Source organism: Streptomyces sp. P9(2023) (assembly GCF_032436795.1).
Lineage (GTDB): Bacteria > Actinomycetota > Actinomycetes > Streptomycetales > Streptomycetaceae > Streptomyces.
Genome location: NZ_JAUPWM010000050.1, coordinates 16,698 through 31,102 on the forward strand (window position 1 = coordinate 16,698; position 14,405 = coordinate 31,102).

13 protein-coding genes and 2 pseudogenes are annotated in these 14,405 nt (G+C 72.2%); 9 read left to right on the top strand and 6 right to left on the bottom strand.

The window, feature by feature from the left end:
• Positions 1 to 67: 67 nt before the first annotated feature.
• Positions 68 to 1,033: pseudogene (locus Q5762_RS34295) on the top strand (EamA family transporter); the annotation flags it as partial.
• Here Q5762_RS34295 and Q5762_RS34300 read toward each other — a convergent pair.
• Complete coding sequence (locus tag Q5762_RS34300; protein WP_315896221.1) at positions 915 to 2,456, bottom strand: MFS transporter; 1,542 nt, start codon at positions 2,454 to 2,456, stop codon at positions 915 to 917. The pseudogene Q5762_RS34295 and the gene Q5762_RS34300 sit on opposite strands and share 119 nt — an antisense overlap.
• Between Q5762_RS34300 and Q5762_RS34305 the strand changes: the two are divergent.
• Positions 2,425 to 3,159: pseudogene (locus Q5762_RS34305) on the top strand (alkene reductase); the annotation flags it as partial. The gene Q5762_RS34300 and the pseudogene Q5762_RS34305 sit on opposite strands and share 32 nt — an antisense overlap.
• On the opposite strand, the gene Q5762_RS34310 reads toward Q5762_RS34305, so the two are convergent.
• Entirely contained in the window at positions 3,135 to 3,731 is a 597-nt protein-coding gene (locus Q5762_RS34310) for a dihydrofolate reductase family protein (RefSeq protein ID WP_315896222.1), read from the bottom strand. The pseudogene Q5762_RS34305 and the gene Q5762_RS34310 sit on opposite strands and share 25 nt — an antisense overlap.
• Positions 3,732 to 3,856: 125 nt before the next feature.
• Positions 3,857 to 4,765 carry an NAD(P)-binding domain-containing protein gene (locus Q5762_RS34315; protein ID WP_315896223.1) on the bottom strand — a complete coding sequence of 303 codons (909 nt, stop codon included), beginning with the start codon at positions 4,763 to 4,765 and terminating at the stop codon, positions 3,857 to 3,859.
• Positions 4,766 to 4,822: 57 nt separating this feature from the next.
• Between Q5762_RS34315 and Q5762_RS34320 the strand changes: the two genes are divergently transcribed.
• From Q5762_RS34320 to Q5762_RS34340, 5 genes are all read left to right on the top strand, one after another.
• On the top strand, positions 4,823 to 5,179 hold the full coding sequence (locus Q5762_RS34320) for a helix-turn-helix domain-containing protein (protein WP_315896224.1): 357 nt from the start codon (positions 4,823 to 4,825) through the stop codon (positions 5,177 to 5,179).
• A gap of 323 nt (positions 5,180 to 5,502) precedes the next feature.
• Complete coding sequence (rox, locus tag Q5762_RS34325; RefSeq protein WP_315896225.1) at positions 5,503 to 6,930, top strand: rifampin monooxygenase; 1,428 nt, start codon at positions 5,503 to 5,505, stop codon at positions 6,928 to 6,930.
• Between the two features lie 80 nt (positions 6,931 to 7,010).
• A complete protein-coding gene (locus Q5762_RS34330) occupies positions 7,011 to 7,454 on the top strand; it encodes a helix-turn-helix transcriptional regulator (RefSeq protein WP_315896226.1) in 444 nt (147 codons plus the stop codon).
• A 28-nt stretch (positions 7,455 to 7,482) separates the two neighbouring features.
• Complete coding sequence (locus tag Q5762_RS34335; protein WP_315896227.1) at positions 7,483 to 8,061, top strand: hypothetical protein; 579 nt, start codon at positions 7,483 to 7,485, stop codon at positions 8,059 to 8,061.
• A 96-nt stretch (positions 8,062 to 8,157) separates the two neighbouring features.
• Positions 8,158 to 8,502, top strand: coding sequence for a DUF2516 family protein (locus Q5762_RS34340; RefSeq protein ID WP_315896228.1), 345 nt, complete (start codon positions 8,158 to 8,160; stop codon positions 8,500 to 8,502).
• Positions 8,503 to 8,581: 79 nt separating this feature from the next.
• Here the strand turns inward: Q5762_RS34340 and Q5762_RS34345 are convergent, their stop codons facing one another.
• The 3 genes from Q5762_RS34345 to Q5762_RS34355 form a co-directional block, all read right to left on the bottom strand.
• Positions 8,582 to 9,835, bottom strand: coding sequence for a fused response regulator/phosphatase (locus Q5762_RS34345; RefSeq protein ID WP_315896229.1), 1,254 nt, complete (start codon positions 9,833 to 9,835; stop codon positions 8,582 to 8,584).
• Between the two features lie 294 nt (positions 9,836 to 10,129).
• Positions 10,130 to 11,242, bottom strand: a complete 1,113-nt coding sequence (locus Q5762_RS34350; protein ID WP_315896230.1) for an NlpC/P60 family protein — start codon at positions 11,240 to 11,242, stop codon at positions 10,130 to 10,132.
• Positions 11,243 to 11,482: 240 nt separating this feature from the next.
• Complete coding sequence (locus Q5762_RS34355; RefSeq protein ID WP_315896231.1) at positions 11,483 to 12,292, bottom strand: class I SAM-dependent methyltransferase; 810 nt, start codon at positions 12,290 to 12,292, stop codon at positions 11,483 to 11,485.
• 202 nt (positions 12,293 to 12,494) lie between these two features.
• Here Q5762_RS34355 and mshA point away from each other — a divergent pair, with 202 nt between their 5' ends.
• Both mshA and Q5762_RS34365 read left to right on the top strand, forming a co-directional pair.
• On the top strand, positions 12,495 to 13,838 hold the full coding sequence (gene mshA, locus Q5762_RS34360; protein ID WP_315896232.1) for a D-inositol-3-phosphate glycosyltransferase: 1,344 nt from the start codon (positions 12,495 to 12,497) through the stop codon (positions 13,836 to 13,838).
• Entirely contained in the window at positions 13,831 to 14,319 is a 489-nt protein-coding gene (locus Q5762_RS34365; protein WP_315896233.1) for a YbjN domain-containing protein, read from the top strand. Before mshA ends, Q5762_RS34365 begins: the two co-directional genes overlap by 8 nt.
• The last annotated feature ends 86 nt before the right edge of the window (positions 14,320 to 14,405 follow it).

A 14,405-nucleotide genomic window follows, 5' to 3' on the forward strand; every position in this document is an offset into this window, starting at 1 on the left:
ACAGCTTAACGCTGGATGCATGATTCTTCGCTTGTCCTGTCGGGTGCGGGCGGGGACCGTGGAGGCCATGACTTCCGCGATACGGCTGGGTGCGCTGGCGCTGCTCTGGGGCTCGGGCTTCCTGTGGATCAAACTGGCCCTCGACCACGGGCTGACCCCCGGATGGATCACCTTCGTCCGGTGCCTGCTCGGGGCGGGCGTGCTGCTCGGCCTGGCGTTCGCGGCCGGGCAGCGGCTGCCCCGGGACCGGCGGGCCTGGCGGCGCCTCGCCGTCGCGGCCTTCTTCTGCAACGCCCTGCCGTTCCTGCTCTTCAGCATCGGCGAGCAGACCGTCGACAGCGGCGTCGCGGGCGTCCTGAACGCCACCACCCCGCTCTGGTCCCTGCTCATCGGCCTGGCCCTGGGCTCGGAGCGACCGATGTCCGCCGCCCGGCTCGTCGGACTGGTCCTCGGGTTCGCCGGTGTGCTGCTGATCTTCGCGCCCTGGAGCGGGGAGTCGGGCCTGCTGAGCGGGGGTGCGCTCCTGCTGCTCGGCGCCTCGGCGAGTTACGCGGTGGCCTTCGCGTACATGGCCCGCCGGCTGACCGGCGGGGGCACCGCGCCGCTGGCGCTCTCGGCGGCGCAGCTGCTGGCGGCTTCGGCGCTGAGCGCGCCCGCGCCGGTGGTCATGAACGGCGGGGTGGGTGACGTCGGTTGGGCCGGGGTGGGGGCGGTGGTCGTCCTCGGGGTGTTCGCGACCGGGCTCACCTTCCACCTCAACTACCGCGTGATCGCCGAAGAGGGCCCGACGAGCGCCGCGACCGTCGGCTACCTGCTGCCGGTGGTCTCGGTGGTGCTCGGGGCCCTCGTGCTCGACGAGCCGTTGACGGTACGGGTGGTGGCGGGGATGGCGGTCGTGCTGGTGGGGGTGGCCCTTACGCGACGGGCGCCGCGACCCGCTCCGGTGCCTGCGGAACGTCCTGCTCCGGTGCCTGCGGAGCATCCTGCTCCGGTGCCGCCGTCCGCGGATCGCGCGGAACCTCCCGCTTCGGCTGTCGCAGGACCGTGAGGGCGACCGCGAAGGCGGCGACGAGGAGACCGGTGCCGACGCCGAAGGCCAGGTGGTAGCCGCTGGTCAGGGCCTCGGCGGCGGGCCGGCCCGCCTCGGTCAGCGCGTGGGTACGGGCGGCGGCCAGGGTGGCGAGGACCGCGACGCCGAGGGCCATGCCGATCTGCTGGGTGGTGTTGAACAGGCCCGAGGCGAGCCCCGCGTCCTCCTCCTTCGCACCGGACATGCCCAGCGAGGTGAGAGCGGGCAGCGCGAGGCCGAAACCGGCGGCCAGCAGCATCACGGGCAGCAGGTCGGTGGCGTACGAGGCGTCCGTGGGCACCCGGGTGAGCAGCCCGAGCATGACCACCAGCAGCCCGAGCCCGGTGAGCAGCACGGCGCGCTCGCCGAAGCGGGCGATCAGGCGGGCCGAGACGCCGAGGGAGACCGCGCCGATGACCACGGCGGCCGGCAGCATCGCGAGACCGGTGGCGGCGGCGCCGTAACCCATGACCTTCTGCAGGTGGAGCGCGACGAGGATCTGGAAGGAGAAGAGCGCGGCGACCATCAGCATCTGCACCAGGTTGGCGCCGGACACGCTGCGCGAGCGGAAGATCCGCAGCGGCATGAGCGGGTTCGCCGCCTTGGCCTGGCGCAGGACGAAGCCGGCGAGGAGGGCGAGGGAGAGTGCGCCGAGGCCGAGGGTGTGGGCCGAGCCCGCGCCGTACTCCTCGATCGTGACGACCGCGTAGATGCCGGTCATCAGGCCTGCGGTGACGAGCGGCGCGCCGAGCAGGTCCACGCCGCCGCCGGCCCGGATGCCGGGGCCGCGGTCGCCGGGCAGGGCGCGGAGGGCGACGAGGACGGTGGCGAGGCCGATGGGGAGGTTGATGAAGAAGATCCAGTTCCAGCTGAGCGCATCGGTCAGGACCCCGCCGAGCACCTGCCCGAGGGAGGCGCCCGCTGCTCCCGTGAAGCTGAATACGGCGATGGCGCGGGCGCGTTCGCGGGGTGCGGTGAAGAGCGTGACGAGGATGCCGAGGCCGACGGCGGACGCCATCGCGCTGCCGACGCCCTGGAGGAAGCGGGCGGCGATCAGCATGGCGGGGGAGGCGGCGACCCCGGCGAGCAGGGAGGCGGCGGTGAACACTCCCGTACCGGCGAGGAACATCCGTTTGCGCCCGATCAGGTCGCCGAGGCGGCCGGCGAGCAGGAGCAGCGAGCCGAAGGCGATCAGGTAGGCGTTCACGACCCAGCTGAGGCCGGTCGGGGTGAAGCCCAGGTCGCTCTGGATGGCGGGCATGGCGACGGTGACGATGCTCCCGTCGAGCACCGTCATCAGCATCCCGGTGGCGAGGACGCCGAGGGCGAGGGATTGGGAGCGGGTGGCGGTGGCGGCCCCGTCGCCGGTCCCGTTCCCCGACCCCATGCAGACCCCGAGCGGCCTCCAGGACCCGGTCGTCCCGCGCGAGATGACCCTCGACGAGATCCGGTCCACCGTCGCCGACTTCGCCGCCGCCGCGCGGAACGCCGTCGACGCCGGTTTCGCGGGCGTCGAGGTCCACTCGGCCAACGGCTATCTCCTCCACCAGTTCCTGGCGAAGAACACCAACCACCGCACGGACGCCTACGGCGGCTCGGTGGACGGACGGATCCGCTTCACCCTGGAGGTGGTCCGGGCGGTCGCGGAGGCGATCGGTCCGGAGCGGGTCGGGGTACGGATCTCGCCGGGACTCACCGTCAACGGCATCGAGGAGGGTGACACCGGGGCGATCTACCCGCCGCTCGTCGCCGAGTTGGCCGAACTCGGCCTCGCGTATCTGCACGTCGTGTACGCCGACCCCGACAACCCGCTCTTCCGGGAGATCCGCGCGGCCTGGCCCGGCACGCTCGTCGCCAACCCGATCCTCTCCCGGCAGGCGGTCGCCGAGGGCGGCGGCCGGGTGGAGGGCGAGGCGCTGCTCGCGGCCGGCGCCGACCTGATCGCCCTCGGCCGCCCGTTCCTCGCCAACCCCGACCTGGTGGCCCGCCTCCGTACGGGTGCGGCGCTGAATCCCGTACGGGATCAGTACCTCATGTACTCCGGTGGGGAGGCCGGCTACACGGACTATCCCGCGCTCGCCGGACGGTAGACGCAGACGTTGACGCCCGCGGGGCTGGTGACCGACGAGACGAGTTCGAGATTGTGCAGGCCGCCGTCGGTCGGGAAGATCGACTTGCCGCCGCCGACGAGCACCGGCATGACCATGAGCCGGAGCTCGTCGACGAGCCCCTCGCTCAGCAGGGTGCGGACGAGCGTGGGGCTGCCCATGACGACCATGTCGGCTCCCGCCTGCGCGCGGAGCTCGCGGATCCGGGCGAGGGCCTCGTCGCCGGGGATCCGGGTGGTGTTCTGCCAGGTCAGGTCCGCCTCGCCGAGGGTCGAGGACACGACGTACTTCGGCAGCGCGTTCAGCTTGTCGGCGAACGGGTCCCCGGCCCGCTCGGGCCAGGCGGCGGCCATGTTCTGCCAGGTCCGCCGTCCGTAGAGCAGCGCGTCGGCCTTGGCGAGCGCGTCGTCGAAGGCACCGCCGACGATCTCCGGGTCGAAGAACGGGTGGGTCCAGCCGCCGTTCGCGAAGCCGCCGTCGGTGTCCTCCTCGGCACCGCCGGGACCCTGTACGACACCGTCGAGGCTGATGAATTCGGTGACCAGGATGCGCATGGGACTGTCTCGCTCTCTTCGTGCCGTCACGGCGTTGTCGCGTTTCATCGTCGCGCTTCATCCATTCAGACCGAGGTGGCGCGCAGAACTCATCGCTCTCCCTGGCCCCGCCTGAATGATCAAGATCACATACTCTCCCGGCCCCTGTGCAAGAGCTCGGTGATGCGGAGGAATCCGTCGCCGCCGTGGCCTTCCTCGATGGCGCGGCGGGCCAGTCCTTCCGCCGCGCGCATCACGCCGGCGTCGATGCCGTGCGCCTCCGACGTGTGGACGATGTGGGCCATGGACGAGGCCGACGAGGTGAGCGGGTTGTCCCCGCCCGAGTAGTCGCCGCTGTCGACCCCCGCGGCGGACCCCTCGAAGATCGGCGGCAGGATCGCGCCGATGCCCTGCGCGAACGGCGCCAGCTCCGCCGCGGTGATCCCTTCGGCCCGCGCGACAGCGAGGGCGTGGGCGTACCCCGCCATGGCGGTCCAGAAGATGTCGAGCAGCGCGATGTCGTACGCCGCCGCCCGGCCGATGTCCTCGCCGAGGTGGGTGTGGGTGCCACCGAGCGCGTCCAGTACGGGACGGTGCTCGCGGTAGAGATCCTCGGGGCCGCTGTGCAGGAACACCCCGTGCGGGGTCCCGATGGTGGTGGTCGGGGTCATGATCGCGCCGTCCAGGTAGCGGACGCCGTGCTCGGCCGCCCACGCGGCGGTGTCCCTGGCCCGGTCGGGCGTGTCGGCGGTCAGGTTGACCACCGTCCGGCCCTTGAGCGCGGCGGTCACCGGGTCCTGGCGCAGGACGGCGTCCGCCGCGTCGTAGTTCACGACGCAGATCACGGTCAGCGGGCTCGCCGCGACCGCCTCCGCGACGGAGGCGGCGCCGGCGGCGCCCCGGGCGAGGAGCTCGGTGTCCCGGCCGGGCGTCCGGTTCCAGACGGTGGTGCGCACCCCGGCGTCCAGGAACGCGCCGGCCAGGGCCCGGCCCATCGGCCCGAGGCCGAGTACGGTGACGGAGGGGGCGGAGGTGTGGTCGGACTGTGCGGACATGCTTCAACTCCGGTTCAAGTAGTCATAGTTGGTCAGTTGGTGAGAAATGGGGCGGGGATGACGCGCGGCCGGGCACAGGACACGGAAGGCTGCGGAGTGACCGCCGCGATCGCCGTGATCGACGGAAAGTGGAAGACGGTGCTGCTCTGGCTGCTTGAGGGCGGCCCGAGGCGTCCGGGTGAACTGCGCCGACAGCTACCGGGCCTCAGCGAGAAGGTGCTGACTCAGTCGCTCCGCGAGATGGAGACCGACGGGCTGGTGCACCGGCAGGTGTACGACACGCTGCCGCTGAAGACCGAGTACTCGCTGACGGAGTTCGGCGGGGAGCTGGCGGCGGCGCTCGCGCCGCTCTCCGACTGGGGACACCGCCGCCTGGAGAAGCTCGCCGAGCCCGGCCGCTCGGCTGCTTCCTGACGCGTCCGTGTCCGTACCCGTGTCCACGCCGCCACGCCCCCTCCCTGTTCCTGCGATCAGGTTCGCCGAGCGGCCGGGTGCAGCCAAGTACCCACAAAAAAGTGGCTACATGGGGGGTGGGGGAGCGGGCGGGTGCTCACGCGCGGTGCTGGCGCGTCTGGCCCCTGAAACGACGAAAGGCAAGGAGCGCGAACCCCTTGCCACTTTCAAGATATAGCGCACCGGGGGCCTTGCGGCAAGGCCCCCGGTGTGGTGCAGAATCATCGACCTGAGCCAGATGAGGCCTATTTGTCTGCTATGTCGATGATTGCCTGGGGGATCAGATGTATGACGTGATCGTGGTCGGCGGCGGACCGACCGGAATGATGCTGGCCGCCGAGCTGCGGCTGCAGGGTGTGCGGGTGGTCGTGCTTGAGCGGGACGCCGAGCCGACCAAGGTGGTGCGCGCGCTCGGCCTGCACGCGCGCAGCGTCGAGGTGATGGACCAGCGCGGCCTGCTGGAACGGTTCCTCGAACTCGGCCGCCAGTACCCGGTCGGCGGCTTCTTCGCCGGCATCGACATGCCGGCACCGGAGCGGCTGGACACGGCGCATCCGTACGTCCTCGGCATCCAGCAGCCCACCATCGACCGTCTGCTGACCGAGCACGCCGCCGAACTCGGTGTCGAGATCCGGCGCGGTGTCGAAGCGGTCGGGTTGAGCCAGGACGAGGACGGCGTGACCGTCGAATTGGCTGACAGCACGCGGCTGCGCTCGCGTTACGCCGTCGGCTGCGACGGCGGCCGCAGCACGGTGCGCAAGCTGCTCGGCGTCGGCTTCCCCGGCGAGCCCAGCCGGATCGAGACGCTGATCGGCGAGATGGAGCTGACCGCCTCCCCGGACGAAGTGGCGACCGTGATGGCCGAAGTCCGCAAGACCCAGAAGCGGTTCGGCGTCGGGACCTTCGGGGAGGGCGTGTACCGCGTCGTCGTACCCGCCGAGGGGGTGACCGAGGACCGTGGGGTCCCACCGACCTTCGACGAGATCAAGGAGCGGCTGCGGGCGGTCGCCGGTACCGACTTCGGCGTGCACTCGCCGCGCTGGCTCTCCCGCTTCGGCGACGCCACCCGGCAGGCTGAGCGCTACCGGGCGGGCCGCGTGATGCTTGCGGGCGACGCGGCGCACATCCACCCGCCGACCGGCGGCCAGGGCCTCAACCTCGGTGTCCAGGACGCCTTCAACCTCGGCTGGAAGCTGGCGGCCGAGGTCAACGGCTGGGCGCCGGCGGACCTGCTCGACAGCTACGAGGCCGAACGTCACCCGGTGGCCGCCGACGTACTGGACAACACCCGCGCGCAGATGGAGCTGATGCGCTTGGAGCCGGGCCCCCAGTCGGTGCGCCGGCTTCTGACGGAGCTGATGGGCATCGAGGAGGTGAACCGCCGTCTGATCGAGAAGATCACCGCGATCGGCGTCCGCTACGACTTCGGCGAGGGCCACGACCTCCTCGGCCGCCGCCTGCGGGACATCCAGCTGAAGGGCGGCCGCCTCTACGAACTGACCCGCACCGGCCGCGGCCTGCTCCTCGACCAGACGGGCACCCTCTCGACGACCGGCTGGTCGGACCGCGTCGACCACGTGGTGGACGTGAGCGAGGACCTGGACGCCCCCGGGGTCCTCCTCCGCCCGGACGGCCACGTGGCCTGGGCCGGCGAGGACCAGCGCGAACTCCTCGAAGCCCTGCCCCGCTGGTTCGGAGCGGCGAAGGGCTGAGCGCCGGTTCCTCGTGTGCTGCGCGACACTATTGCAAGCGCCTGCTTGCAATAGTTAGCGCGGGGTGGGATCGTCGCGGCATGGCATCACTCAACGTCGGCAATCTTGGCGAGTACCTCCGTGAGCAGCGGCGCACCGCGCAGCTGTCGTTGCGGCAGCTCGCGGAGGCCGCCGGGGTGTCCAATCCCTATCTGAGCCAGATCGAGCGCGGCCTGCGCAAGCCCAGCGCCGAGGTGTTGCAGCAGGTCGCCAAGGCGCTGCGGATCTCCGCCGAGACGCTGTACGTGCGGGCCGGGATCCTCGACGAGAAGGAGCGGGACGAGCTGGAGACGCGCGCCGTCATCCTGGCCGATCCCTCGATCAACGAGCGGCAGAAGCAGGTGCTGCTCCAGATCTACGACTCCTTCCGCAAGGAGAACGCCGCCGAGGCGAGTGCCCAGGCGGCCGCCGAAGCCGCCTCGGAACCCGCCTCGGTTTCCGACAGGGACGACGCCACTCCCGATGCCGAACCCACCGCGAGCTAGTACGTACACATCCGGGAGGACCACCACCATGGCCATCATCGAAGAACTGCGTACCCCCCTCTACTTCGCCGCCGGTACCGCCGACCTCGCCGTCCAGCAGGCCAAGAAGGTCCCCGGGCTGATCGAGCAGATCGCCGCCGAGGCGCCCGCGCGGATCGACGCCGTGCGCAACACCGACCCCAAGGTCGTCCAGGAGAAGGTGTCCGACCGGGCCAAGGAGGCCCAGGCCACCGTGCAGTCGAAGCTCGCCGAGGTCGTCGGCAGCCTCGACACCGACCTGAAGAAGCTCGGCGAGACCGCCCAGGACCTGGCCCTGCGGGGCGTCGGCGTCGCCGCCGAGTACGCGGTCAAGGCGCGCGAGAAGTACGAGGAGGTCGCCGCCCACGGCGAGGAGGCCGTGAAGGCGTGGCGCGGTGAGGTGGCCGAGGAGATCACCGAGATCGCCGTCGTGGTCGAGCCCGAGCCGGAGCAGGAGCAGAAGGCGAAGACCGAGGTTCCGGCCCAGGACGCCGCCGACGACGCCTCCGCCGAGAAGAAGGCCCCCACCCGCAGGACCGGCGCCCGCAAGGCCGCCGCCAAGAAGACCGTCACGGCCACCGAGAAGTAACCCGGGGGCGCTCGGGGCACCAATCAGGGTGACCGGTGCGTTGTACCGGGTACCTTGGCCGCGAGGCGATCCATTCACTGACGAGGCGGTTCAGACATGTTGCGCGCGGGATTCGACTCCATCATCTGGCTGGTCATCGGCCTCGTCTTCATCGGCATGGCCGTCGCCGCGCTCGTTTTCGCGGCCATGGCGCGCGAGGACGCGTACCGCGCGGCCGACAAGCAGACCAAGAAGTTCTGGCTGATCATCCTGGGCATCAACCTGGTGCTGAACCTGCTGCTGCCCATGCTCTTCCTGCAGATCGCCGGCCTCATCGCCGCGATCGTCTTCATGGTCGACGTCCGGCCCGCCATCAAGCAGGTCTCCGGTGGGGGCGGCGGCGGCCGCCGCGGCGGATCCAGCAGCGACGGCCCGTACGGGCCCTACAACGGCGGCCGGTAGCCACTGCCCATCGCTGCCGCCGCGTCACGCGGAGCCATGCGGAGCCATGCGGAGCCATGCGGAGCCAAAGGGTCCGGGGTTATCCCCGGGCCCTTTCCAGTGCCAGGACCGCCACGTCGTCCGTCAGCTCCCCGCCGTTCAGCGAGCGCACCTCCGCCACCGCCGCCTCCAGCAGGTCCTCGCCCCGCAGCCCCTCCGCCAGCTGCCGGTTGATCATCTCGACCATCCCGTCCTGCCCGAGCCGCGGCGAGCCCGGGCCCGCCGAGCGGCCCTCGATCAGGCCGTCCGTGTACATCAGCAGGCTCCACGCCCCGCCCAGCTCCACCTGCCGGCGCGGCCAGCGGGCGCGCGGCAGCAGGCCGAGGGCCGGGCCGCCGTCCTCGTACGGCAGCAGCCGCGCCGGCCGGCCCTTGCGGGCGATCAGCGGTACGGGGTGTCCGGCCAGGCAGAGGCCCGCCCGGCGCCCGTCCGGGGCGATGTCGACCGTGCAGAGCGTCGCGAAGACCTCCTCGCTCTGCCGCTCGTGCTCCAGGACCTTCTGGAGCGTGGAGAGCAGCTCGTCCCCGCACAGGCCGGCGAAGGTCAGCGCCCGCCACGCGATCCGCAGCTCCACGCCGAGCGCCGCCTCGTCCGGGCCGTGCCCGCAGACGTCGCCGATCATCGCGTGGACCGTGCCGTCCGGCGTACGGACCGTGTCGTAGAAGTCCCCGCCCAGCAGGGCGCGGGACCGGCCGGGCCGGTAGCGGGCGGCGAACCGCAGGTCGGAGCCCTCCAGGAGCGGGGTGGGCAGCAGTCCGCGCTCAAGGCGGGCGTTCTCCTGGGCCCGCAGCCGCGACTCGGTCAGCTTCACCTGGACCGCGTCGGCGCGCTTGCGCTCGACCGCGTACCGGATCGCCCGGCTGAGCAGCCGGCCGTCGAGCTCCTCGCGGAAGAGGTGGTCCTGCGCCCCGACCCGTACCGCCTCCGCCGCCAGCTCCGCGTCGGTCGAGGCCGCGAGCGCCAGGACGGCGTGGCGCGGCGCGAGCCGCAGGATATGGCGCAGGGGGGCGAGCGCGTCGTCACCGGCCGCGCGGGGGCCGGGCAGGGCCAGGTCGACCAGGACGCAGTTCACGTCGTCCGTGAGCAGCCGCTCGGCCTCGGTGAGGTTGCGGGCGGTACGGATCCGGACGCGGGTCCCGTCCACGTCGTCGAGCATCTCGGGCACGGCGAGGGCACCCGCCGGGTCGTCCTCGACGACCAGCAGGGTGAGATCGGTGCCGGTGCCTGTCGCAGCGGCGACGGCGCCGGGCGCCGCAGCAGAGACGATTCTCTGGCGCGGTACGGGTACGGGCATCGGACGCGGTTTCCTTCCCTCCCCCCGAGGGCGCGGCGGGGCGACGAACGACGTCCCGCCAGACGGGGACCATAGCGGTAGGGCGGCGCGCAGCGGAATGGTGATCACGGTACGAGCACGGGCGAGCAGTTGGCATATGCCGCGCATGGGGAGGTTGTTGCCCCCGGAGCCATGACGAACATCACGCCGCCGGGGCGGGCGGGTGGGTGTGGACGGCGTCACTCCGACGGCCGCCGCGCCCCGGGCGGCGTGAACGGCGCCCCGCCGCCCCGCCGCCCCCGCACCCCGCGCGGCTCACTCCGGCCGGACCACGCCCAGGATCTCCATCGAGCCCGCGCCCGCGAGCGTCACGTTCCGGCCGGGGCGTGGTGAGTGCACGATCGCGCCGTTCCCGACGTACATGCCGATGTGGCTGGCGTCCTTGAAGTAGACGATCAGGTCGCCCGGCCGCATGTCCTTGATGTCCACCTTGGGCAGCAGCCGCCACTGCTCCTGCGAGGTACGCGGAATCGGCCGGCCCGCCACGCCCCAGGCCCGCTGGGTCAGCCCCGAGCAGTCGTACGAGTCCGGGCCCTCCGCCCCCCAGACGTACGGCTTGCCTATCTGCGCCGTCGCGAACTCCACCGCCCGCTTGCCCTGCGCCGTCGCCGTGCTGCTCAGCCCGTCGAGAACGCCGGTGTCCACCCAGGCGGTCTGCTGCCGGTACTGCTCCTGCTCCTCCAGGCGCCGCAGCCGCTCCCGGTCCTCAGCCGCCAGCTCGGACTCCAGCTTCTTCGCCGCCGCTATCTTGTCGTTGATGTCCTTCTTCGCCGCCGCCTGCTTGACGCGGTTGGCCTCCAGCTCGGTCCAGTTGGTGCCCGCGTCCTTGGCGTAGACGGTCAACTGGGCCTGGGTCCTGGTCATCTCGGCGAGCAGGTCCTTGGTGGCCTTCTGGTTCCGCTGGAACCGGCCGGCGTTGTCCAGGAAGAGCTGCGGGTCGTCGGTGAGGACGAACTGCGCGCCGTCGGGGAGGCCGCCGTTGCGGTACTGGGCGCGGGCCGCGGCGCCCGCCTGGGCCTTGAGCGCGTCGATCTTCTCGCGACCGGCCACGATCATCTGCGCCAGCCGCACGATCTCGGCGGACTGCTCCTTGGTCTGCTCCTCGGCGAGGTTGTACGCGTCGGTGGCGGAGGCGGCCTGCCGGTAGAGGCCGTCGATCTCCTTGCGCACCTCTTCGAGGGTCTTCTTCGGCGCGGCGGGCGGCGCGGGCGGCAGCGGGGCGGCGGGCGCGTGCGGGGCGGCGGGCGCGGCCGGCGTGAGGGGGGCCGTCGGGGCCGCCGAGGCTTGGAGCGTCAGTGCTGGTGAGGCCAGCACCGTCAGGGCACAGACCACGGTGATCGCGGCGTTGACACAGCGGCGTCGGTTCACAAGCTCCCCCTCGTACGGCCCGCACCGGGTATCTGATTTACCGTCAGTAACTTGGTGGTGACCTTGGCGATAGTGCCATGCGTGACGTCAAAGCAACAGGGGAAACCGGTCCCTGTCGGGTCACTGTCCCCCAGGCGGGACGGGTGGGGAGGGAGTTACGTTCCCGATGGAGCGGGAATTCACCGGCAGTTGGCCCCGACATGTCCCCTGGGCGGGGCTCAGGTGGCCGGTCGCCAGTGCCTACCCGCGCGGCGCCAGCGCCTCCCAGCGCACCGTCACCTCGCCCTGGCGCCACCGCCGGTGCCCGTCCGTCAGGGGCCAGTCCGTCGCCAGATCGCGTGCGGCGCGGATCCAGCGCTGCCGCGCGCCCAGCGAGGCGTACGGCGCCGCCGCCGCCCACGCCCGGTCGAAGTCGCGCAGGAACGCGTGCACCGGCTCGCCCGGCACGTTGCGGTGGATCAGCGCCTTCGGCAGCCGCTCCGCGAGGTCCGAGGGACGGTCGAGCGAACCGAGCCGGGTCGCGAAGGTCACCGTCCGCGGCCCGCTCCGGTCGAGCGCGACCCACACGTGCCGCCGCCCGATCTCGTCGCAGGTCCCCTCGACCAGCAGCCCGCCGGGCGCGAGCCGTGCGCACAGCCGCGCCCACACCGCGGCGACCTGGTCCTCGTCGTACTGCCGCAGCACGTTCGCGGCCCGGATCAGCGCGACCTCGCCCGGCACCGGAACCTCGAAGCCGCCGTGCAGGAAGGTGAGGCCCGGGCGCTCGTACGGCTTGGCGGCGGCGACCCGGGCCGGCTCGATCTCGATGCCGACGACCTCGGTGCGCGGATCGGCCGTACGGAGGCGGGTCAGGAGCTCGACGGCGGTCCAGGGGGCCGCCCCGTAACCCAGGTCGACGGAGACGGGCGGCTCGGCGGAGCGGCGCAGGGCGGGGCCGTGCGTGGCGGCGATCCAGCGGTCCATGCGGCGCAGCCGGTTGGGGTTGGTGGTCCCGCGGGTGGCCGTGCCGACGGGGCGGGTCGGGGCGGGGCGGGTGGTGCGCGGGGCCATGGAACGAGGGTACGGGCCGGGGCGCAAAGGGGGCGCCACGCCGTCCGGCACGGCAATGAATTGGCAAAACGGAAATGGATGGCGCGGTTCCGGTGTTGACCCGCGTGGAAGGTGCCGCGCGCGCCGTCCGAGTTGTGCCCGCAGGCCCGGCCCCACCCCTGCCGTACCCGCTACGCCCCCACTCAGCGGAAGGACCGTCGACGTGAGCCAGTACGTGTCCCGGCTCGCCGGCTCCCTGGCGACGCCGCCCCGACTCCGGCTCCCCGGACGTCACCGGACCCCGCGCCGGGTGGCCATGCTCAGCGTCCACACCTCGCCCCTCCACCAGCCGGGCACCGGCGACGCCGGCGGTATGAACGTGTACATCGTGGAGCTGGCCCGCCGCCTGGCCGCGATCAACATCGAGGTCGAGATCTTCACCCGGGCCACCACCGGCGGCCTCGCCCCGGTGGTCGAGCTCGCGCCCGGCGTTCTCGTACGGCATGTGGACGCGGGTCCGTACGAGGGGCTCGCCAAGGAGGAGCTGCCGGCCCAGCTCTGCGCCTTCACGCACGGTGTGATGCAGGCCTGGGCGGGCCACCGACCGGGCCACTACGACCTGGTCCACTCCCACTACTGGCTCTCCGGTCACGTCGGCTGGCTCGCCGCCGAGCGCTGGGGCGTCCCGCTCGTGCACGCCATGCACACCATGGCCAAGGTCAAGAACGCGGCGCTCGCGGACGGCGACACGCCCGAGCCCGCGGCGCGGGTGATCGGCGAGACGCAGATCGTCGCGGCCGCCGACCGGCTGATCGCCAACACCGCCGAGGAGGCCGACGAGCTGGTCCGCTTCTACGAGGCGGACCCGGCGAAGGTCGCCGTCGTGCACCCGGGCGTGAACCTGGACCACTTCCGTCCGGCGGACGGCCGGGCCGCCGCCCGGGCCCGCCTCGGGCTGCCCGCCGACGCCTTCATCCCGGTCTTCGCGGGCCGGATCCAGCCGCTGAAGGCCCCCGACATCCTGCTGCGGGCCGCCGCCGCGCTCCTGGACCGGGATCCGTCGCTGCGCTCGCGCATGGTCGTGCCGATCGTGGGCGGGCCGAGCGGCAGCGGGCTCGCCAAGCCGGAGGGGCTGCAGAAGCTCGCCGCCCGGCTCGGCATCGCGGACGTCGTCCGGTTCCACCCGCCGGTCGGCCAGGAGCGCCTCGCGGACTGGTTCAGGGCGGCGTCGGTGCTGGTCATGCCCTCGTACAGCGAGTCCTTCGGGCTCGTCGCCATCGAGGCGCAGGCGGCCGGGACGCCGGTCGTCGCGGCGGCGGTGGGCGGCCTTCCGGTCGCGGTACGGGACGACGTCACCGGCTTCCTCGTCCAGGGCCACGACCCGGCCGACTTCGCCCGCGCGCTGGAGCGGTTCGTCGAGGACCCGGCGCTGTCCGCCCGGATGGGCGCGGCGGCGGCCCGGCACGCGGAATCGTTCGGCTGGGACACGGCGGCCTCGGGCACGGCGGACGTGTACACGGCGGCGATGCACGACCACCGCCGTCGCGTACGCTCGCACCATGGCTGACGAGGTACGACGGGTCATCGAGGACACGTTCAGGGACGCGGAGCTGGAGTGGGAGTCACCCGAGCCGGGCTCGTACGTCGTCAAACTCCCCGGCACGCGCAAGCTCTTCACGACGCTCTCCCTCCGGGTGGGCCGCCACTCCCTCTCCCTGAACGCCTTCGTCATCCGCCACCCCGACGAGAACGAGTCGGGCGTCCACCGCTGGCTGCTTGAGCGCAATCTCAAGCTGTACGGCGTGAGTTACGCGGTCGACGGCCTCGGCGACATCTATCTGGCCGGCAAGCTGCCGCTGGCCTCCGTCACCCCGGAGGAGCTGGACCGGCTGCTCGGCTCGGTCCTCGAAGCGGCGGACGGCTCCTTCAACACCCTCCTGGAGCTGGGTTTCGCGAGCGCGATCCGGCGGGAGTACGAGTGGCGGGTCTCGCGCGGCGAGTCGACCCGGAACCTCGACGCGTTCACACATCTGACCAAGAAATCATAGGCGCGCACGACCTCTTCCTTACCTGCCGGGGCCGTGCCATGCTCACCGCCAACGCGGATCTGAACACCGTTTATATCCATGAATTC